This is a genomic window from Blautia segnis, assembly GCF_014287535.1.
Classification (GTDB): Bacteria; Bacillota; Clostridia; order Lachnospirales; family Lachnospiraceae; genus Blautia_A; species Blautia_A acetigignens.
This window is the reverse complement of sequence record NZ_JACOOT010000020.1, coordinates 51,740-72,568: the sequence shown is the minus strand read 5'-3', so window position 1 is coordinate 72,568 and position 20,829 is coordinate 51,740. Positions and strand designations below refer to the sequence as shown.

General features: G+C 47.0%; 16 protein-coding genes. 15 read left to right on the top strand and 1 reads right to left on the bottom strand.

Annotated elements, in window-relative coordinates; genetic code table 11:
* The first annotated feature begins 142 nt into the window (after positions 1–142).
* Positions 143–1,210, top strand: coding sequence for a P1 family peptidase (locus H8S54_RS09190; RefSeq protein WP_186901349.1), 1,068 nt, complete (start codon positions 143–145; stop codon positions 1,208–1,210).
* Position 1,211: 1 nt separating this feature from the next.
* Here H8S54_RS09190 and H8S54_RS09185 read toward each other — a convergent pair whose 3' ends face one another.
* Entirely contained in the window at positions 1,212–3,182 is a 1,971-nt protein-coding gene (locus H8S54_RS09185; protein ID WP_178105392.1) for a sigma 54-interacting transcriptional regulator, read from the bottom strand.
* 287 nt (positions 3,183–3,469) lie between these two features.
* Here H8S54_RS09185 and H8S54_RS09180 point away from each other — a divergent pair, with 287 nt between their 5' ends.
* The 14 genes from H8S54_RS09180 to H8S54_RS09115 all read left to right on the top strand — a co-directional run bounded on the left by H8S54_RS09180 (position 3,470) and on the right by H8S54_RS09115 (position 20,685).
* Positions 3,470–5,185, top strand: coding sequence for a glutathione ABC transporter substrate-binding protein (locus tag H8S54_RS09180; RefSeq protein ID WP_186901348.1), 1,716 nt, complete (start codon positions 3,470–3,472; stop codon positions 5,183–5,185).
* Between the two features lie 140 nt (positions 5,186–5,325).
* Positions 5,326–6,246 carry an ABC transporter permease gene (locus tag H8S54_RS09175; protein WP_055219236.1) on the top strand — a complete coding sequence of 307 codons (921 nt, stop codon included), beginning with the start codon at positions 5,326–5,328 and terminating at the stop codon, positions 6,244–6,246.
* 12 nt (positions 6,247–6,258) lie between these two features.
* Complete coding sequence (locus H8S54_RS09170) at positions 6,259–7,143, top strand: ABC transporter permease subunit (protein ID WP_055226724.1); 885 nt, start codon at positions 6,259–6,261, stop codon at positions 7,141–7,143.
* Positions 7,144–7,158: 15 nt separating this feature from the next.
* Complete coding sequence (locus H8S54_RS18580; protein ID WP_186901347.1) at positions 7,159–8,172, top strand: ABC transporter ATP-binding protein; 1,014 nt, start codon at positions 7,159–7,161, stop codon at positions 8,170–8,172.
* A 1-nt stretch (position 8,173) separates the two neighbouring features.
* Entirely contained in the window at positions 8,174–9,166 is a 993-nt protein-coding gene (locus tag H8S54_RS09160; RefSeq protein WP_186901346.1) for an ABC transporter ATP-binding protein, read from the top strand.
* Entirely contained in the window at positions 9,163–9,963 is an 801-nt protein-coding gene (locus tag H8S54_RS09155; protein ID WP_118617296.1) for a M55 family metallopeptidase, read from the top strand. Before H8S54_RS09160 ends, H8S54_RS09155 begins: the two co-directional genes overlap by 4 nt.
* Before the next feature lie 43 nt (positions 9,964–10,006).
* Positions 10,007–11,098 carry a M42 family metallopeptidase gene (locus tag H8S54_RS09150; protein WP_186901345.1) on the top strand — a complete coding sequence of 364 codons (1,092 nt, stop codon included), beginning with the start codon at positions 10,007–10,009 and terminating at the stop codon, positions 11,096–11,098.
* Positions 11,099–11,195: 97 nt separating this feature from the next.
* Entirely contained in the window at positions 11,196–11,936 is a 741-nt protein-coding gene (locus tag H8S54_RS09145) for a gamma-glutamyl-gamma-aminobutyrate hydrolase family protein (RefSeq protein ID WP_186901344.1), read from the top strand.
* Between the two features lie 128 nt (positions 11,937–12,064).
* Positions 12,065–13,375, top strand: a complete 1,311-nt coding sequence (locus tag H8S54_RS09140; protein ID WP_186901343.1) for a CapA family protein — start codon at positions 12,065–12,067, stop codon at positions 13,373–13,375.
* Positions 13,368–15,065 carry a M20/M25/M40 family metallo-hydrolase gene (locus tag H8S54_RS09135; RefSeq protein ID WP_178105394.1) on the top strand — a complete coding sequence of 566 codons (1,698 nt, stop codon included), beginning with the start codon at positions 13,368–13,370 and terminating at the stop codon, positions 15,063–15,065. The genes H8S54_RS09140 and H8S54_RS09135 overlap by 8 nt, the downstream gene beginning before the upstream one ends.
* Before the next feature lie 72 nt (positions 15,066–15,137).
* A complete protein-coding gene (locus tag H8S54_RS09130; protein WP_117855030.1) occupies positions 15,138–16,469 on the top strand; it encodes a C69 family dipeptidase in 1,332 nt (443 codons plus the stop codon).
* Between the two features lie 600 nt (positions 16,470–17,069).
* A complete protein-coding gene (locus H8S54_RS09125; RefSeq protein ID WP_186901342.1) occupies positions 17,070–18,173 on the top strand; it encodes a site-specific integrase in 1,104 nt (367 codons plus the stop codon).
* Between the two features lie 313 nt (positions 18,174–18,486).
* A complete protein-coding gene (locus tag H8S54_RS09120) occupies positions 18,487–19,500 on the top strand; it encodes a site-specific integrase (protein WP_186901341.1) in 1,014 nt (337 codons plus the stop codon).
* Positions 19,501–19,503: 3 nt separating this feature from the next.
* Positions 19,504–20,685, top strand: a complete 1,182-nt coding sequence (locus tag H8S54_RS09115) for a site-specific integrase (RefSeq protein WP_186901340.1) — start codon at positions 19,504–19,506, stop codon at positions 20,683–20,685.
* The last annotated feature ends 144 nt before the right edge of the window (positions 20,686–20,829 follow it).

Here is a 20,829-nt window from a genome sequence, read left to right as displayed (position 1 = left end):
CGAAGCGCCGCATTTTTCGGTAGATTTGTCAAGCGATTTTTGCAAAAAAGTGGGGGATTTTATAAAAAAAGGGATCTGAAAGTCTTGATTTTACTGGGCTGAAGATTCCGAGAGATTATATAAAAGATAAGGAGGAAACAGAATGAAACAGAAAAGAATCAGCGATTACGGATATCGGATCGGACACCATGAAAGCGGGCCGCGAAACAAAATTACGGATGTACCGGGGGTGCGGGTAGGCCATACGACGGTGGAAGACGGAAATCAGCATACCGGTGTGACGGTGATTGTACCGGGAGAGGGGAATCCGTTTCTAAAGAAATACCTGGCGTCTGCTTACGTGCATAACGGTTTCGGAAAAACATGCGGTCTTGTACAGATACAGGAACTCGGAACTCTCGAAACGCCCATTGCCCTGACCAATACACTGAATGTCGGAAAAGTGGCGGATGCCATGATTTCATGGATGATACAGCAGACCAAAAAAGAAGGGGAAGATGTTTTCTCCATCAATCCGGTTGTCGGAGAATGCAACGACTCGAGGATCAATGAGATTGGGAACCGGGTAGTGGGGGAAAAAGAGCTGTATCAGGCACTGGAGCAGGTGGATACAGACTTTGCGGAAGGAGCTGTCGGTGCCGGAACAGGAACGATCTGTTATGGACTGAAAGGGGGAATCGGATCGTCATCCCGCACGCTGGTACTTGATGGAAAAACATATACCATCGGTGTACTGGTACAGTCGAATTTCGGGGCAACCAGAGATTTGAAAATCAGTGGAAAACCGGCAGGGGAGAGGATCCTGGAACAGATCCGGAAAGAAGAATGCGGAAGCAGCGCCGAAGACCGGGGATCCATCATGACGGTTCTGGCGACGGATCTTCCGGTATCGGAGCGGCAGTTGTACCGGATCATCCGCCGCTGCGGAGTCGGAATCGCCAGAACGGGAGCCTATACCGGTCACGGAAGCGGTGAAATCATGATCGGATTTACAACGGCAAACCGCGTGGATACAAAGAGTACATGTGAAGTGGAAGCGTGCGCCCGGATAAAAGAAGAAAAAATCAACGAGGCATTTGAAGCTGCGGCAGAGGCTGCGGAAGAAGCAATCCTGAACTCTATGGTAACCGCAAAGGAAAAAAGAGGCCTGGACGGAGCCAGATACCGCAGCCTTGCCGAGTTTCTGGAAAAACCGGGATTTCTGGAATAAATCATTTTTCCAGAACCATACGCCCCAGTTCAGAGATTTCGCATCCGCCCTTTGTGCGGTGCACGATGAGATAACCGGCGGAAGAAAGCTCTCCTAGCACGGTGCGCAGAGCCGCTTCGGATACAAAGGTTTCTCCGTCGGCCAGTCCGTTTTTGATGGCCAGGCGGCCTGCTTTCGGATGCATCGATACGAAAGAGAGAACCTGATATTGAAGATCGGTGAGGGAAACATCAGCCATCTGGCGGGAGCGGAGGTACGTCGGCAGGTCGGAAAGCTGCAGCTTATGACTGTTGTACCGGGTAAACAGGCTGCAGGACAGATTGTACAGCTCATGAATATTTCCGGGGTACGCATACTCCTTCAAAAAGCGCAGAAGCCCTTCCGAAAAGATCCGGTCGCAGGTCATATCGGAATTGTGGAAAAACTGAAGCAGAAAGTAATTGAGAAGATCGGGAATATCCTCCCTGCGTCTGCGGATCGGGACGGTCTGAAGCTCCGAAGCACTTAAAAGATGAAAAAGCTCCCGCAGGAAGGTTCCTTTTTCTACTTTTTTGTAAAGGTTATCATCTGCAATGGCAATGATCCGCACATCGAAACGGTGTGTTTCCGGTGCGGAAAAGAAATTTCCATAAACATTGGTAAGAACATTGACCAGCAGATCCTGAATGGCAAGCGGGAAACGGTCCACCTGGGAAAGAACGAGTGTGCCATGGTTGGTTTCGGCAAGGAGCCGGAGCAGGGAGGCTTCGGTCAGATTATTTCCCGGAGAGTGAAGAACGGAAAACGGATAATGGTGGCGGCGCGAAAAATTGTGGATTGCACGTGCGAGTGTCCGGCGCTGTGTACCGCTTTCCCCCTGGATCAGAATCGGAAAATCAAAAAGTGCAAGATGTCTGACCTGCGTCATCAGATTCTGGACGGAATCTGCGTGGGAAAGGGAAAGAGAAAATGTACGGGAGGAAGCAAAAAAAGTGCTTTCTTCCGTTTTTTCTTCTTCAGCTGCCGGTGCCTCCGTGGATCTGCCCCCGGGAAGAAACGCAAGGAAAACAGGCTCTGTATCCGGAAACACCATAGAAAGAACGCTTAACGTAATCTGTGTCTTCTGATCCGAAAGGAGAATGGTCCAGTCGCCGTTGCGGTCGAAAGCAGTATCTGCGTAGGCAGGCGGAAGACATTCCGAAAAAGGCTGCCCTTCAAAATTGGAGGAGGGAAGAGAGAAGGCATGTGCAAATTTAGCGTTCATAAACTGAATGCGGCCATCCGCGCCAAACAGACAGACGCCAACGGGAAGAGAGAACAGGATCACCTGCATGAGCTGTTCGGTCTGCACATAATTGGTATAGTAGGTTTCTGAGGTCTTGACGGTGTGAAGAATCTGATTGACGTAATTGCGCGATACACGGTTTACGGTCTGCAGAGGAATGTTGAAATATTCGCAGAGCTGTAAAATAGTAGAAATATCGATGATACGGTTGCCGATATCCAGCACATTCGGAATGCGGGAAGGAACGAGCTGCGGCTCGCCGGCGGTAATGGCAAACTGAATGTCAGACTCGGTATCCTTGCATCCGGGATAAAACGGAACAAAGTCATATTGTGTGATGCCGCATTCCTCAAGCTGGGAAATGATATCGAGAGTGGAGGATTTATCGTCGTTTACCAGATAGACACGTTCATGCGGCGGAATCTGAATGATTTTATCCAGAAACATATGGTTGAAGACACGGTCGCAGGCGAGCTGCAAAATGGAGGAGTCGATGGTAAGCGGAAAGGTTTCCAATGCACGGGCGGTTGGAAAAAGGACGCACTGGTATCCCCGGAAGAGAGAGGGGTCTGTGGCCTGTTCCCTTAAAAGGGTATTGAAGGTGAGATATTCACCGAGCACGGAGTGAAGATAAGACTGAAATTCGGAAAGCATTCGTTTCCGGGAAGAAATGATCAATACGTTGCCAAGTTTTTGCGTTCTGTTCATAAAGGATCCTCTTTTCCTGCTAAAAAGTGGTAATGGGTTAAAAATTAGGATAATTATACCATTTTTGGCGAAAATAAACAACCTAAATGCAAAAATACAAAAAAGAAAAGAAAAAAACAGGAAGAATGCTTTGACATAGTGACGCATTACATCTATAATTCCGATTAAGCAAAGGGGCTGTAAAAAAAGGTAAGGCATCTTTGCTCTTTTTTATATCATGGTTCTGTTATCTGTGAAAAGAAAGAACAAAGAAAACAGCAACACTTGCAGAAAAGGAGGAGACAACAATGAAAAAAAGACATGTACTGCGTGCTCTGGTTGCAGCAGCAACGGCACTGGCGCTGACAGCATGTGGATCGACTGGTTCTTCTGACACAAGTAAGAGCACATCGACAGCAGCTACATCAACAGCATCCGCTGCATCGACCTCATCCGGTTCGGAAGCAGATACGGAGAATACCATCACGATTCCGGCAGGCGAGTCGGTATCCCAGGATTCTGATGTTACGGCAATGGTAGCTGTGGATTTTACCACCATGGATCCGATGGATACTTCCGATACACTTTCCGGTGGTGTACAGCGAATGATAATGGATGGCCTGTTTGGATTTGATGAGAATATGCAGATCATTCCGATGCTGGCAACCAGCTACGAAGCAAACGATGAAGCAACCGAGTATACGATTCATCTTCGTGAGGGCGTAAGCTTTACCGATGGAACTCCGTGGAATGCAGATGCCCTGATTGCAAACGTAAACAAATGGGCAGACAAGAGCCTTGGACTGAAACGTACTACATTCCTCTGCAATGTTCTGGATCATGCAGAGAAGGTAGATGACTATACCGTTACAATTTATTTATCACAGTCATTCGGTGCTTTCATCAGCAACCTGGCACATCCGGCTACGCTGATCATGAGCCCGAAACAGATTGAAGCAGGAGAAGATGCCTGTGCACAGGCACCGGTAGGAACCGGCCAGTACAAATTTGTTGAGTGGGTTGCCGGTGACCATATGAAAGTAGAACTGAACAAAGACTGGTGGGGATATGACGCAGACGTCTGCGGCGGAACTGCTTTGGCAGATGCAGATGCAGGATTTAAGAGTATTACATTCAAACCGGTTGCAGAAAGTGCTACCCGTGTATCTGCAATTCAGGCAGGTGACGCACAGATTATGTGGTCTGTACCGACCGAAAGCGTTGACACCTTAAAAGGTGACAGCAACGTATCCGTTGGAATGGGCGACAGCATCGCCGTATGGTACTTCTTCATGAATACACAGAAAGCACCGTTCAACGATGTTAAGGTTCGTGAGGCAATGGCTTATGCAATCAACAAAGAGGCATATATCCAGGTCGTTATGAACGGTTACGGTTCTGTGGCAACTTCTATGGTAGGAGAAGAAGTACAGCACTACAAAGGAAATGATCCGTATTCCTACGATCCGGAAAAAGCAAAAGAGCTGTTAAAGGAAGCAGGATATCCGGATGGATTTACCACAACACTGATGTACAGCAACACGACAGCAAATCAGAAAAAAGCAGAGTTCTACAAACAGCAGCTTTCTGAGGTTGGCATTGATCTGGAACTGAACGGAATGGAAAATGCCGTTCTGAATGAAAAGGTTCAGGGAGCTGACTGCGCAGGAGCAGATGCCGAGGTTGACTGCTACTTAAGCGGATGGTCTACTTCCACCGGTGATGCTGACTGGGGACTTCGCCCGATGCTGGCAACCGAGTCTGAGCCGCCGATGAGCTTCAATATCAGCTACTATGAGAATGAAAAAGTAGATCAGCTTCTCAAAGACGGTCTTGCAACTGCAGATGAAGACAAACGTGGTGAGATCTATGGAGAAGTACAGGATATCGTATGGAAGGATCTCCCGCTGCTCTGCATCGCAAGCGATAAAAACATCTGGGCAACCAGCAACAACATTACCGGAGTATATCTGTTAGGCGATGGAAGCATCGGCATGAGAAATGCCAGAATGGCAGCCGAATAACGGCAGACTGAAACAAGGATATGAAAAAGACCCCGGCGTCCTTCCGTCAAAAGAGGGCGCCGGTTTCTTACAAACAGGAAAGCAGGCAGTGATCCGTGGGATTGTACCTGTAGGATAAGCATGAAAGTAGGAGATACAATATGCCAAAATATATACTGAAGCGTATTGTGGGTACGATCCCCACACTGATTATTGTTGTTACATTTGTATTTTTCTTTGTCCGCCTGATTCCGGGAGATCCGGCGAGACTCGTTGCAGGAGAGCAGGCAACACAGGATGACGTAGAGGCAGTAAGAGAAGAGCTTGGCCTCAATAAATCCATTCCGACACAGTATGTTACCTATGTGACAGGACTTTTAAAAGGAAATCTCGGAACCTCCCTTCGCACAAAGCAGCCAGTTACAAAGGAGGTCGCGGGAAGATTCGGAAATACCGTCCGTCTGGCATTTGTCACATTGCTGTGGAGCTCGGTTGTTGGTGTGCTCTTTGGTGTGTGGTCCGGAACACACCGGGGAAAATGGCAGGATTATACCGGAATGACGATTGCGGTCTCAGGTATTTCGCTCCCCTCGTTCTGGATCGGCTTTCTGCTGATTATGCTGTTTGCGGTAAAACTGCGAATTCTGCCGACAACAAGCGGAACAAGCCTGAAAAGTCTGATTATGCCGTCGATCACGCTCGGCGTCGGAATTGCAGCCGTGATCGCACGATTTACAAGATCCTCCATTATTGAGGTTTTAAAAGAAGATTACGTCAGAACAGCAAGAGCAAAAGGAATCAAAGAAAAGGTTGTGATCTGGAAGCATGTTTTCCGCAACTCCATGATCTCCGTCGTGACGGTTGTGGGTCTGCAGTTCGGCTTTCTGCTGGGAGGTTCTGTTGTCACAGAAACGGTATTTGCCTATCCTGGCCTTGGCTCCCTTCTGATTGAATCGGTCAATTACAGAGATTATCCGGCAATCCAGTCCCTGATTCTGATCTTTTCGCTGCAGTTTATCGTCATCAACCTGATTGTCGATATCCTCTATGCGGTTCTGAATCCGGAAATTAAACTTCAGTAGGAGATGAGTGGAATGAAAGAAAAGAAAAAAGTACAGACCGAGAACCAGGAGAGAATTAAAACTCCGTTTTCTGAGATGGTTCGAAAATTTAAAAAACAGAAAAATGCAGTAGTTGCGCTTTGTTTTATCATTTTTCTCATTTTCCTTGCGTTTTTCGGAAGCAAAATTGTGCCGTACGGAATCAATGAGTATGATTATAATGCGATTCTGCAGGGACCAAGTATGAAGCACCTGTTTGGAACGGATGAGTTTGGACGGGATCTGTTTTCCCGTATCGTCTGTGGAACCCGGATTTCACTTGCAGTCGGATTCGGCGCTGTTACGGTCGGTGCAGTCTGTGGTACCATTCTCGGACTTCTGGCCGGATATTACGGCGGATGGATTGATTCTATTATTATGAGAATCTGCGATGTCCTGTTCGCTTTTCCGGGACTGATTCTTGCAATCGCCATCGTGGCAATCCTCGGAAGCGGCATGACAAACGTTGTGATTGCGGTCGCTGTCTTTTCTACACCGACCTTCGCACGACTTGTCCGAAGCAAAACGCTGACCCTGAAAAATTCCGTTTTTGTCCTGGCGGCACGGAACATCGGTGTTTCCGATGCGAGAATTCTGTTTCACCATATTCTGCCAGGAGCCATTCCGGACATCATTGTACAGTATTCCATGTCATTTGGATCTTCCATTCTGACAGCATCGAGCCTTTCCTTCCTGGGAATGGGCGCACAGCCGCCGACACCGGAATGGGGACTGCTTCTTTCTAACGGAAGAAACTATATGACGAGCGCAATGTATGTGACGATTTTCCCGGGTCTTGCGATTTTCCTTACCGTACTGAGCTTTAACCTGTTAGGCGACGGACTTCGCGATGCACTCGATCCGAAACTTTCCGATTGATAAGGAGGAGCAGAAGTGGCTACTGATAACGTACTTGAGATAAAAAATTTACATACGTATTTCTATACCGATGGCGGTGTGATCAAAGCAGTAGACGGTGTCGATGTGGAGCTTCGACGCGGCGCAACGCTTGGCATCGTAGGCGAGTCGGGAAGTGGAAAGAGCGTGACATCCCTCTCTGTGATGGGATTACTGGCCGGAACGAAAGGAAAAATTGCTGACGGCGAAATCCTGCTGGATGGCGATGACATTGTAAAGCTGACGAAGGAACAGCAGAGAAAGCTGCGCGGAAGCAAAATTTCCATGATTTTCCAGGAACCGATGACCAGTCTGAATCCGGTCATGAAGATTGGAGACCAGGTGGCAGAATGCGTTCTGCAGCACGAAAAAATATCAAAAAAAGAGGCACTGAAAAAGGCAGAGGACATGCTCCGGAAAACGGGTGTTCCGCGTGTGGAGCATATGATGAAGGAGTATCCGTTCCAGCTTTCCGGCGGCCAGAGACAGAGGGTCATGATTGCCATGGCACTTGTATGCAAGCCGGAAATCCTGATTGCGGATGAGCCGACGACTGCACTGGATGTAACGATTCAGGCACAGATTCTGGATCTGATGAATCAGCTGAAAAAAGAGACAGGTACATCCATCCTGTTTATTACACATGATCTTGGCGTCGTTGCAGAGGTCTGCGATGATGTTGCCGTTATGTACTGCGGCCGCGTGGTAGAGCGCGGAGATGTAAAAACAATTTTCGCCAATCCGTCCCACCCGTATACGAAGGGACTGCTGGGATCGATTCCGAGACTGGGAGACGCCGGAAAAGAACTGAAGTCGATTCCGGGTAACGTTCCAAACCCGAAATATATGCCGAAAAGCTGCAAATTTGCGCCGCGATGTCCATACGCTTCGGAAAAGTGCCGCGAGGAAGAACCGGGATTTTTCCAGATCGAGGAAGGCCATATCAGCAGATGCTGGCTCTGCGAAAGCGGACAGCTCAAAACAGATCACGTAGAGAAGGCAGGTGACTAGGATGTCGGATACATTACTTAGAGTAGAGGATTTGAAAATTTATTATCCGGTTGCCGGAAGCGGATTTGGGAAAAAGGAATTCGTCAAAGCGGTAGACGGAGTTACCTTTGAGGTGAAAAAAGGAGAGGTATTCGGAATTGTAGGCGAGTCCGGCTGCGGAAAATCCACACTGGGAAGAGGTGTCTGCAAACTGGAAAATCTGACATCAGGCCATGTGTATCTGGATGGCGAAGATATTACAGAGTACAATGACCGGAGAATGCGTTCCATCCGGAAAAAAGTACAGATGGTTTTTCAGAATCCGTATGCGTCCCTGAATCCACGAATGTCCGTTTTTGATATCATTGCAGAGCCGCTGCTGGTGCATCATCTGTATCAGGATAAAGCGGATCTGGAAAAGAAAGTACTGGATCTTTTGCACAGGGTAGGACTGGATGATTACCATGCAAACCGTTATCCTCATGAATTTTCCGGCGGTCAGCGCCAGAGAATCGGAATTGCCCGCGCACTTGCGGTAGAACCGTCTCTGATCATTGCAGACGAACCGGTTTCGGCACTGGATGTGTCCATTCAGGCGCAGGTTCTGAATCTTTTAAATGAACTGAAGCATGATCTGGATCTGACCTATATTTTTGTTGCGCATGACCTGAGTGTTGTGGAATACATCAGTGACCGTGTTGGCGTTATGTATCTCGGCAATTTCGTGGAAGTCGGAGAAAAAGACAAAATTTACAGCAATCCGATGCATCCGTATACGCAGGCACTGCTTTCTGCAGTTCCGGTTCCAGATCCGACGGCAAAAAGAGAAAGAATTCTGCTGGAGGGAAGTATTCCGTCCGCCCACAAGCCGCCGACAGGCTGCAAATTCCATACCAGATGTCCAAAATGCATGGAATGCTGCAAAACACAGGTGCCGGAGCGGTATGAAGTGGATGACGGACATTACGTATATTGTCATCTTTATGATAAAGAAAGAAGGGAACAGCAGAAATGAAGCTTTTTATCAGTGCAGACATCGAGGGATGTGCCGGAGTGGCACTGACCGATGAAACACATAAGAAGGAAAGCGTGTACCAGAGATTTGCAGAGGAGATGACCGAAGAGGTCGTTGCGGCATGCGAAGCAGCACATGAAGCGGGCGCGGATGAGATTGTCGTAAAGGACGGTCACGGAGATGCATCCAACATTGACCCGCTGAAAATGCCGGAGTATGTCACCCTGATCCGGGGAAAGAGTGGTCATCCGTATAATATGATGTATGGTATCGACGACAGCTATGACGGCGTACTGTATCTTGGATACCATGCACCGGCAGGAGATCCCAATTTTTCGATCAGCCACACATCGACAGGAAACAGCCTGTATATTCATCTGAATGGAAAAGTGATGAGTGAGTGCATGCTGAACAGCTATACAGCAGCATCACATCACGTACCGGTGCTGTTCCTTTCCGGAGATGAAGAGATCTGCCGTCAGGCCAAAGAACTGATTCCGGGCATTACGACAGTGGAAACGAAGCATGGTGTCGGTGCGGCAACGTGGTGCAAAGCGAAAGAAAAAGTGATCTCCGAAATCCGGGAAGGAGTAAAAAAGGCAGTTACCGGACAGAAAAAAGAGTGCCAAGTGGCCCTTCCTGAGCACTTTACGTATGAGGTAACCTATAAAGACTGGAAAAAAGCGTACACGATGTCGTTTTATCCGGGAATGCAGAAGGTAGATACCTTCACAAATAAGCTGGAGACAGACCGCTGGATGGATATTGTCACAGCACATTGCTTTGTTGTATATTAAGAATATAAATCTGACAGAAACCCAAAGAAAAGAGGATAAAACAATGGATATAGAAATGTTTGGTAAGCTTTCCGATGCATTTGGACCAAGTGGATTCGAGGAGGATGTCATCCGTACCATAGCAGATTACTGCAAAGAATTTGATGTAAAAAATGACGCAATGAATAACCTGTATGTGCGGATGCCGGGAACAAAGCAGGATTCCCGTCCGGTCATCCAGCTGGATGCCCATCTGGACGCATGCGGTTTCATGGTACAGAATATCCAGGACAACGGATGCCTTGGCATTATCATGCTTGGCGGCTTTCATCTGACCAGCCTTCCGGCACATGCGGTATGGATCCGCACCAGATCTGGAAAGATGGTACATGGTATTATCTGCGCGAAACCGGTTCATTTCATGACAACAGCAGAACGCAACAGCCAGACTCTGGAAATTGAAAAAATGTATGTGGATGTCGGAGCAACCAGCCGCGAGGAGGTTGAAAATGTTTTCGGAATCCATATCGGCGATCCGATGATGCCGGATGTGACCTTTGAATACGATGCAGAGCATGAAATCTGCTTCGGAAAAGCCTTTGACAACCGTGCCGGCTGCGCGTGCATCGTAGATACGATGAAACAGCTGGAAAAGGAGCAGGCTTCTCTTGCGGTTAATGTTGTCGGCGCCTTTGCAGCGCAGGAGGAGGTCGGAACCCGCGGTGCAGTGGTCACGAGTCAGATCGTAAAACCGGACCTTGCCATTGTATTTGAGGGATCTCCTTCCGATGACTTTTTCATCAGCGCAGGACAGGCACAGGGATGCATGAAAAAGGGTGTTCAGATCCGTATTCTGGACAACAGCTATATTTCCAATACGCAGTTTATTGCACTGGCTGAGGAAGTGGCAGCAAAATGCGGCATCAAATACCAGGAGAGTGTAAGAAGAGGCGGAAGTACAAACGCAGCAAAAATCAGCGTGACAGGAAAAGCAGTTCCGTGTCTGGTGCTTGGTGTTCCATCCCGCTATGCGCACAGCCATTATAATTTCTGTGCAAGAGAAGATCTTGAAGCGGCAAGTGCGATGGCAGCAAATGTGATCCGGGCATTGGATGAAGAAAAGATTCGTCATATCTGCCATCAGGATGTACTGTAAAAAAATCGGATAACGAAAGAAAAAGAATGCCGGAAGCGGGTTCACAGGAAAGGTGAAGCCGTTTTCGGCATATCTGGTAAAAAAGGAGAGTTTACAAGTGGAAAAACCGATCATTGGAATCTTGGGAAATACGTATAAAACACAGCCGGGACTTTTTTCGAGTGCGGAGAGAATGTATGTCAACAGTGATTACATCGAAGGTGTTCTGAACAACGGCGGAATTCCGATGGCAATTCCGGCAGTTGCCATGAAAGCGGATCCGGAAGGCGTACTTGCCGTCTGCGACGGCATTCTGGTTCCCGGCGGAGAGGACTTAAATCCGTGGTATTATGGGGAAGAGCCAAAACCGCAGATCCAGACGATCCGTCCGGAGATCGACGAGGCCTGGTTTGCACTTGGACGGGCAGCAAAAGAGATGGGAATGCCTATGCTTGGCATCTGCAAGGGAATTCAGTTTTTAAATGTCCTGTGCGGCGGTGATCTGTACCAGGATATTTATACACAGAAGGAAACCACAATTTTGCATCTGCAGTCCCTGGAGCGGTCGTATCTGCATCACCATGTGGAAATTAAAGAGGGAACCCATCTGGCAGAAATTCTCGGGGCAGGAACCCATGCGGTAAACTCCATGCATCATCAGGCAGTCCGCACGCCGGGAGAGGACATACTGGTTTCAGCAACGGCGCCGGATGGTACGATCGAGGCGATTGAAAGCAGCAACGGACAGATTGTGGGCGTACAGTGGCATCCGGAAGGGCTGATTCACACAGCGCCGGAGATGAACCGTCTTTTTGCGGATCTGGTAGAAAGAAGCTGCAGATACAGAGAAAAAAGGTAACGATTTGGAACCATGTAAGAGAAAAGAAAAACCGGGATGGGACTTTTGAACCGTTACGAAAAAATGAGAATGGATAAAGATGCGATTCCAAAAGCAGAGAGCAGGAATCGTTCGGGAGGCAAAAAAGAATGAACAGAACAATAAGAGTATCGGCGGCAGGTGATATTCTGATTATGAAACGACTTCTGCCGGGATATCAGGATGTTTTGCCGATTCGCGAATTTCTGATGCAGGGAGAGGTTCGGATGGCAAATCTGGAAACAACGATATCGGACGGCAGCTGTTACGCATCGGCGTACTCCGGCGGAACATGGCTGACGGCAGATGCGAAGTGTCTGGAAGATACCCTGCGTTACGGTTTTAATTTTCTTGGGATTTCGAATAATCATACAATGGATTATTCCTATGAAGGACTGGCGTCTACGATCTGTGAACTGAAAAAAAAGGACGTGGCGTATGCCGGAGCAGGAAAAAATCTTTATGAAGCATCGCGTCCTGCCATTCTGGACACAACGGCGGGACAGATTGCGGTGATTGATATCTGTTCTACCTTTGAGAATGCAGCCAGGGCGGGAAGCCAGACGGAACGGCAGCCGGGCCGGCCGGGCTTAAATCCGCTGCGCTTTTCGGAAAAATATACCATTACGGAAAAACATGCGCAGGATCTCGCGGAGATTGCAGAGGTGACCGGAATCAACGGACTGCGGGATCTGCACCGGCAGGAGGGATTTATCGCTCCGCTTCCCGAGGGTGTCATGGAATTTGGCGGGAAAATGTTTGAAATCAGCAAGGATGGAACAGAGGGAAGAATCTCCAGCCCGAATCCGATCGATGTGAAACGCACCGTCGATGCAATCCGGGAAGCAAAGATGACATGTGAGGCAGTCCTGGTCATGGTACATTCCCATGAAATCCGCAAGGACAACGACGAGGAAGCGGATTATTTTCTGGAAGAATTTGCGCACGCCTGCATCGATGCGGGCGCCAGCGCGGTGATCGGGGGCGGAACGCATCAGCTGAAGGGAATCGAACTGTATCATGACTGTCCGATTTTCTACTGTCTCGGAAATTTTATCTTTGAAAATCAGTATGTACGCCTTCTGCCTGCAGACTACATGGAAAAATATGGTCTGAATATTCATACAGCAGCATCCATCGGAATTGCCAGGCGGCAGGAGCAGTCCTCGCATTCTCTCTATGAAATTCCTGAGGTCTATCGGAGCGTGCTGCCGTATTTCGAAATCTGTCAGGGAAAATGCACACATCTGGAGCTGCTGCCGGTCGAGCTTGGTATGGACAGGGAAAATGCAGAAAAAAATATTCCGTATGTGGCAGACGAAAAAACAGCAGAAAAAATTGCAGAATATCTCACCCGCGTGAGCAGGAGATATGGAACAGAATGGGAATACAAAGAAGGAAGGATTGTACTTCATGCGTAAAAAATGGGAAATAGAAGACGAATACCGAAAGTTTTGCCGGAACAACAAAGAACTTGCGCTGCAGACGCTGCGGGAGCTGACACTGACCCCGACGGAAACGGGAAAAGAGGAGCAGAGAATCGCATACTGTGTGGAGTGGATGAAACGGCAGGGCATGGAATCGGTTCATACGGATGAGCTTGGAAATGTAATCTGGGAGTATCGGCCGGAACAGGAAAAGAAGGTTCTGTATACGGCGCATCTGGACACCGTGTTTTCGCTGGAGGAACCGCTGGAAATCAAAGAAGACGGAATGATCTGGCGTTGTCCCGGTATCACAGACGATACCGTGAATGTCGTGATGCTTCTGATGGCGGCAAAATACGTTCATGAGACAGAGCCGGAACTTCCCTGTGGTCTGATTTTTGCAGCGGATCTGGGAGAAGAAGGGCTTGGCAATCTCTGCGGCGTCCGCGCACTTGTCGACCATTATGAAGAAAATCTGTGCGGAATGGCAGCCTTTGATCTGTATCGGGATAAAATGTATCCCATCTGCATCGGATCTGTCCGATATCGGATTTCGGCAAAAACAAAGGGCGGTCATTCCTTTCTGAATTTCGGAAGAAAAAATGCCATTGCAGAGCTTGCGGGCCTGATCGGAGAGCTTTACCGTTTTCAGACGGATGCAGCATCTCATACGACATACAATGTGGGAAAAATAGAGGGAGGAACCTCCGTCAATACGATTGCGCAGGATGCCTCCATGCTGTTTGAATTCCGTTCGGAAGATTACCGGAGTCTGGAAGCCTGCGAAACATATCTGGAGGAGACCATAGCAGCACGCCAGAGTGAGGAGGTACAGTATTCCTGTGAGCTCGTCGGAAAGCGGCCGTGCGCAAGAGAAACCGATCCTGTCCAGATGGCGCGTATGACGCGGTGTGCACAGAAAACGCTGAAGGCAGCCGATGGGGAAGAGCCGGTATGCTCCGAAGCATCCACAGACTGTAATATCCCATTGTCGCGGCATATTCCTGCCATCTGCGTTGGTTTCTGCCGGGGCGGGGGAGCACATACCAGAGAAGAATGGCTCGATGCCGCCAGCGTAGAAGATGGCATGTGTGCAGCAGCAGCACTCGTATGCCGGCTTCCCTGGATGTGCTGTGAGAGCAGAATCGTTGTAAGGGACGGGATAGAGGATCAAAAAGAGAGAGAAGAAATCCGGCAGCTGCTGGAGCTGTGCGATCAGGATTTTGTTCCGCCGCTTTCCCACCGCAACAGTACATCCCAGACGAACTGGGCCGAGACAGAAGAAAAGACGGATGGAATTGCAGAATATCTGGAGAATATCTGCAGTCAGCATGTGGTGCTGTGGAAGGAAGAGGGAGTTGTGCGGGCCTTTATGACCTGGAAGGATCATTTTAACTGTGAGAATCTGGAAGCATATCCGGATTCCTGCTATCTGACCACCCTCTGCGTCTGGCCGGATTACCGGGGACAGGGAATTTCGGAGGTAATGTATGCAGAAGCAGAAAAGGACATCGCGGCAAAATTTCCGGGAAGCCGGATTACTCTCCGTACCTGGTCTACAAACGGGGCACAGGAGCATATTTTGGACAAACTGGGATATGGTCTTGTCAGGCGGCTGAAGGATGACCGGGGAGAAGGAATTGATACGGTTTATTTTGTAAAAAAGGAAGAAAACGACAGATAACATGGTGCTTGCAAATCGCAGCTTATAGTGTCATAATCGGAAGCATAAGACAGCAAAAGGAGGGCTATAGCTATACCTTGTACAACCATTTTAGTTGGAAAGAAAGCATCGTATGACGGTTCCACCATGATCGCGCGAAATGACGATTCCGGTGCGGGTCATTATACATCGAAAAAATTTGTGGTGATTCACCCGGAGGAGCAGGCGAGAACATATAAAACCGAGATTTCTCATCTGACCATCGAGCTTCCGGACAATCCGATGCGGTACACTGCAGTGCCAAATGCAGAAAAAGGCGAGGGTGTCTGGGCAGCAAGCGGCGTAAATGCAGCGCAGGTCGGTATGACTGCGACCGAGACAATCACATCGAATCCGCGTGTGCTGGGGGCTGATCCGCTTGTTGTTTATCAGCCGGCGGAAGACGGAAAAGAAGAGGTTCCGGGCGGAATCGGCGAGGAGGACCTTGTTTATATTGTTCTTCCTTATATTAAAAGTGCCAGGGAAGGTGTCAAAAGACTGGGCAGTCTGCTGGAGCAGTATGGTACATACGAGATGAACGGCATTGCATTTCAGGACCACGATGAGATCTGGTGGCTGGAGACGATCGGCGGCCATCACTGGATGGCAGTGAAAGTGCCGGATGACCATTATGTAGCCATGCCGAACCAGCTTGGCATCGACCATTTTGATCTGGAGGATGCACTCGGCGAGCAGAAGGAATATATGTGCTCAGCGGATTTGAAAGAATTTATTGAAACATATCATCTGGATCTTTCTATGGACGGAAATTTTAATCCGCGCGATGCCTTCGGAAGCCACGACGATTCCGATCACGTTTACAATACACCGCGTGCCTGGTTCATGGAGCGCTATCTGAACCCGCACACGAAAAAATGGGACGGACCGGATGCCGATTACACACCGGTATCCGATGATATTCCGTGGATGATGGTTCCGGAGAAGAAAATCACCGTAGAGGATGTGAAATATGTACTGTCCTCCCACTATCAGGGAACACCGTACGACCCGTATGCCGCATACGGCGATAAATCATGGAAGGGAGCATACCGCTCCATCGGTGTCAACCGGACCGATTTCCTTTCTGTCATCCAGATGCGCCCGGATCACAAAGGAGACAACGGCATTCTGCAGTGGATTGCGTTTGCGTCAAATGCGTTCAATGTGCTGGTTCCGTTCTACACCGATGTGACGACAACACCGGAGTATCTTTCCAACACAACGGGAGAGGTTTCCACAGATAACTTCTACTGGGCAAACCGCATGGTGGCAGCAATGGCAGATGCGTCCTATAAGTCTTCTATCTTCCACATTGAGCGGTATCAGGAAATTATCTGGTACCAGGCAGAACCGTATCTTAAAGATCCCTTCTTTTATTTTCCATGAACTTTCCAAGCGTAAGAAAGAAAATAAACTGATTCTCGCAAATCAACCATCTGATTTTAAACAATTTATCTGTCTTGGGTCAACCGCAAGAATCAAATCCATTGAAACCTTTAATTCTGCTTTAAAACGTGTATCCATCGCGCCCAGCCTTCCAGTCGTCCGAATGGGTGATCTCCGTTATATGTTTGCACAGTTCCTTGTAAATCAGGATTTTTCCATGGAAGCGATATCCGCTATTCTCGGCCATACGAAACTGAGTACCACACTAGACTTCTGCAGTATGTTCCCCAATGAAGAGCCAAAGATTGGCACAGTTATTGGTGATTCCTTAGATCCGTTTTTAAGAACCAGAATACCAGGATACAAAGGAGCATACTGATGAGCAGAAAAAAGACCTATCCAATACCTGATGTAAACAAGACATTTTTTTATGGCAATGTTGTTTCTGGAAGATCTATGGGGGATGTGGTATATTTGAAATCCAGAAAAAACTATAGTTTCCGTCTTTTCCTTATTTTTGAGTCAGGTAATACAAAAATAGTACAACGCAGCGGCTATCCCGACAAGATACTTACCCGGCAGAAAAGGGATGAGACACTTATGCAGATTTCCAAAGGAACCTTTGTTTCATTTTCTTATTCCGTCAGAGAATTTTATGATTACTGGCTGTATTACCATATGATCCATGATAAACATATTACTTACAATACTTTTATCATGTACCGCAATCTCATAATGAACTATATCAATCCTGTTATTGGTGCTAAATGGCTAAATAAACTAAAAAGGGAAGATCTGGTAAAAGTCTTGCATAAAATTTCCTCTAAAGATCTGCAGCGGACTGCCATCGGTATGATCACCGGTTCATTACGTTATGCCCAAAGCCACAATTACCTTCCGTACAATATATACGATGGACTTTCTGCTGAATTAAGGCGAAAAAATATCTCTACCATGACCAGGAAGCGCAGCTCACCAGTTTACTCGATTGAACAGATTTCCCATCTTTTGTGCCTCTGCCGGGAAAAGGAGCCTCAGCTGTATCTTCCCATGCTCCTGGCTGCCACCGCCGGATTACGGATATCAGAAATTATCGCCCTGCGGTATGAGAACATTGATTTCCTTAATAAAAAAATTTCCGTGGAACGGCAGCTAGGAAGAAGCATATATCCCAACGAACAGTCTTCGAATAGACCTGTCCTTTCGCAGGAACTTAAACTAAAAACAAAAAGAAGCAGACGGACTGTAGAACTTGCTGATTTTGTCCTGGAAGAGATCCTGTTTGAGCGGCAACGCTATGAGAAGCACAGGACCGAAAATCCATCTTTTCTGGATCTTGGATATCTCTGCTGCCGTGAAAATGGACAGTGTTACCACCGGAGCTTTTATGCGAAAGCCTATAACCGGCTGACCGAACAGTGTGATTTTCCAAGGCTTCCCTGGAGAAAGTTCCGTAACAGTTATGCAACCATCCTGGCAGGATATAAGATCAATATGAAAACAATTTCTGAATGTCTTGGACATTATAGCCCGGATTTTACCAGCAAAGTCTATGTAGCAACAAAAAATCTGAGCGCATACGATATCTCCGAAGCAATAGAAGAGTATGTTTCTGCCAATTACCTTCTTCCGGATGATTACGACCCCAAAATACTTTTTCTTCCGGATGACTCTATCTATAAAAAATGGTTCTTTATTAAATAGGTACTTCCTTTGAAACAAACTATTCTCATGAGACGCATAATGTAGCTATTGCATTGTGCGCCTTTTCTTTTATCCCATGAACAGTTAATTCCAGTCAGATTGTCCTTTTATCAAGTTTTAAATGTTTTCTTACAAAAACAGACCATATTTACCAAAATCATACATATTATAATTAGGAACATATATTTCTTGCAGAACAAAACGACCATTTTCAGACATATTTATGATGAAGGCAACACATTTTCCTGCCTGGGCAGCCTGCCGCAGATCACCCTTAAACATTTTGTCTTATATAATTTTTCAGGAGGATTTTATGAACCGAACAGAAGACGTATTTTTATCACATGAACATTTATGGAGCTATCGCACCAGAACAGTAGACCCTAATTCGCTAACAATCCGTTCCGTTACCCATAACGGCATTTTGCAGCACAGTACGGCTGAAACACTTTGCGAAGAAGCAGCACGTATTTCTACAAAGGAACTTGTGGAATTGAAAAATGCCAACCATTGCCCTTTTACTTTCAACGAATACCTGAGCTATTATTTTTATAAAATATACCTTGCATATAATTGCAGCGAAAATGCAATTATAAAGAACCGCTGGATCATCCGCAACATAATCGATCCCAACATTACAACAGATCCGCTTCTTCACAACGTCGATGCAAAATATCTCAAAGATCTGATCAATGCCTGCAAAGCCTATTGTGAAGGTACCGAATATGCCGTAGCCAAACTGCTGCAGCTTTTTTCAGATGATATATGGAAACACGGAGAAGTCAGCTGCAATCCCGCACCTTCACCTGCCGCTTATAAAAAGCCCCAAACAACCGTATTACTCTATACCAGCGAACAGCTTAAAATTTTTCTGAATGCGGTATACAGCAGTTCCTGCCCTCACCGTCTGGAATTCCTTCTTGCCTTGTTCTGCGGCCTGCATACAGGAGAGATCCTTGGCCTTACCTATAAAGACTTCACTCCCTGTACCCGTGTGCTGGAAATCCATCACCAGTATATCAAAAACAAGCAGCCATCCCCAGATGCTTCCAGCTACATTTATAAGCAGTTGGATATGGAAAGGATCCGGGATTTTCAAGTCCCTGATTTTATTGGTGAAGAACTCGTCCGCCGCCAGCAGGAAAAAAAGCTAAAATCCATTACCAGAGAGAATGGGCTCCCGTCCATCACAATGAGTGACCTTAGTAATATGTTCGTATGGTTCCTGATTCAAAAAAACTGTTCCCTCGAAAAAATACGTTATTTAACCGGCGGTGTCCAGATCGGTCCTTTTTTAGTCGATGGAACTCACGGAAAGGAGAATTAGCAAATGGCTCAGGCTACAAAAACAAATGTGAAATACAAGAATGCTTTTTTCTACGGCGAAATGCAGTCTGCAAACCTCCCGTCAAATCCAACTTACATCAAAAGCCGTGGACGGTATTGTTACCGCATAAAATGTACTTTTGAATCTGGAAAGGTTCTGACCGTGCAGACAAAATATCACCAAACAAAAGAAGAAGCACTGGCTATGTACCCGTTTTATAAACAGCAGGCGGAAGAGAAGCGGATTTCCGTCTTCAAATGTACCGTAAAAGAATTCCAGTCCTTCTGGCGTCATGCCCTTGATTATAACAAAAGTTATCATAGCCTTATCAAAAAATACATTATTCCCGTTCTGGGCGATAAACGCATAAATGATGTAACCACAGACGAACTGATAAAGATCCTGAAAGAGACCGAGATCCCTGATACCCAAAACTTTCCGATGGAAAAATATTCTATGTTGTATGATGCAGTATCCAGTTTCTTTCGGAATGCCATGGAATTATACTGTGCAGGACAGGACAATGGTACGGCTGCTGCCAATGCCATAAGATCCAGTGGGCTGAGAATTTGGGACGATAGTGTTTCTTACGATACTTCCGAAGCTTATTCTTTCCAGCAGCTTTTGCAGCTACTGAAGATTTCCAAATGGAATGCCCCAACGCTTTATCTTCCCATGCTCCTGTCCGCCACTGCCGGCCTGCAGATTGCAGAGATTGTTCGGATTCATTTTGATGATATCGACCTTGATAATCATTGCCTTGATCTGCCGAGGACTCACAAAGACTACAACGGTCCCCGTTCCAATATCGTATTGTCCAGGGAAAATACCAAAACAGTATACCTACCAGATATTATAATGAACGAAATCAAAAATCAGGAAAATCGTCTAAAAGCACTACAGGAGCAGGATCCGGAATTTAATCCATTCCGGTATCTGATCTGGAGCCAGAATGGGAGACAACAGCAGGAGAATTTTATCAAGAAACCTTATGAACGTATCCTGTCCAAATGCTCCTTTCCTGCATTTCCATGGAGGAGCTTTCTAAAGATACGTTTAACAGACAAAGAGATAGACGAATTAGAAGATTCTTTAGGGTATGAGACTCCCATGAACTCTGGTGCCTGCGAGATTCCCATTGATAAGCACGATCTTATGGATCTTACAGGAACAACATACTTTTGAAAATACGGCATAGTCAGCTTACCCGGCTATGCCGTATTTTATTACCAATGAAGATCATCCATCTCCGATGCAGGCAGATACAACGCACAAATTGAGTGACCAAAACTGTTTTTCTTTCCATGTCAGGCAAAAAAATATCTGTTT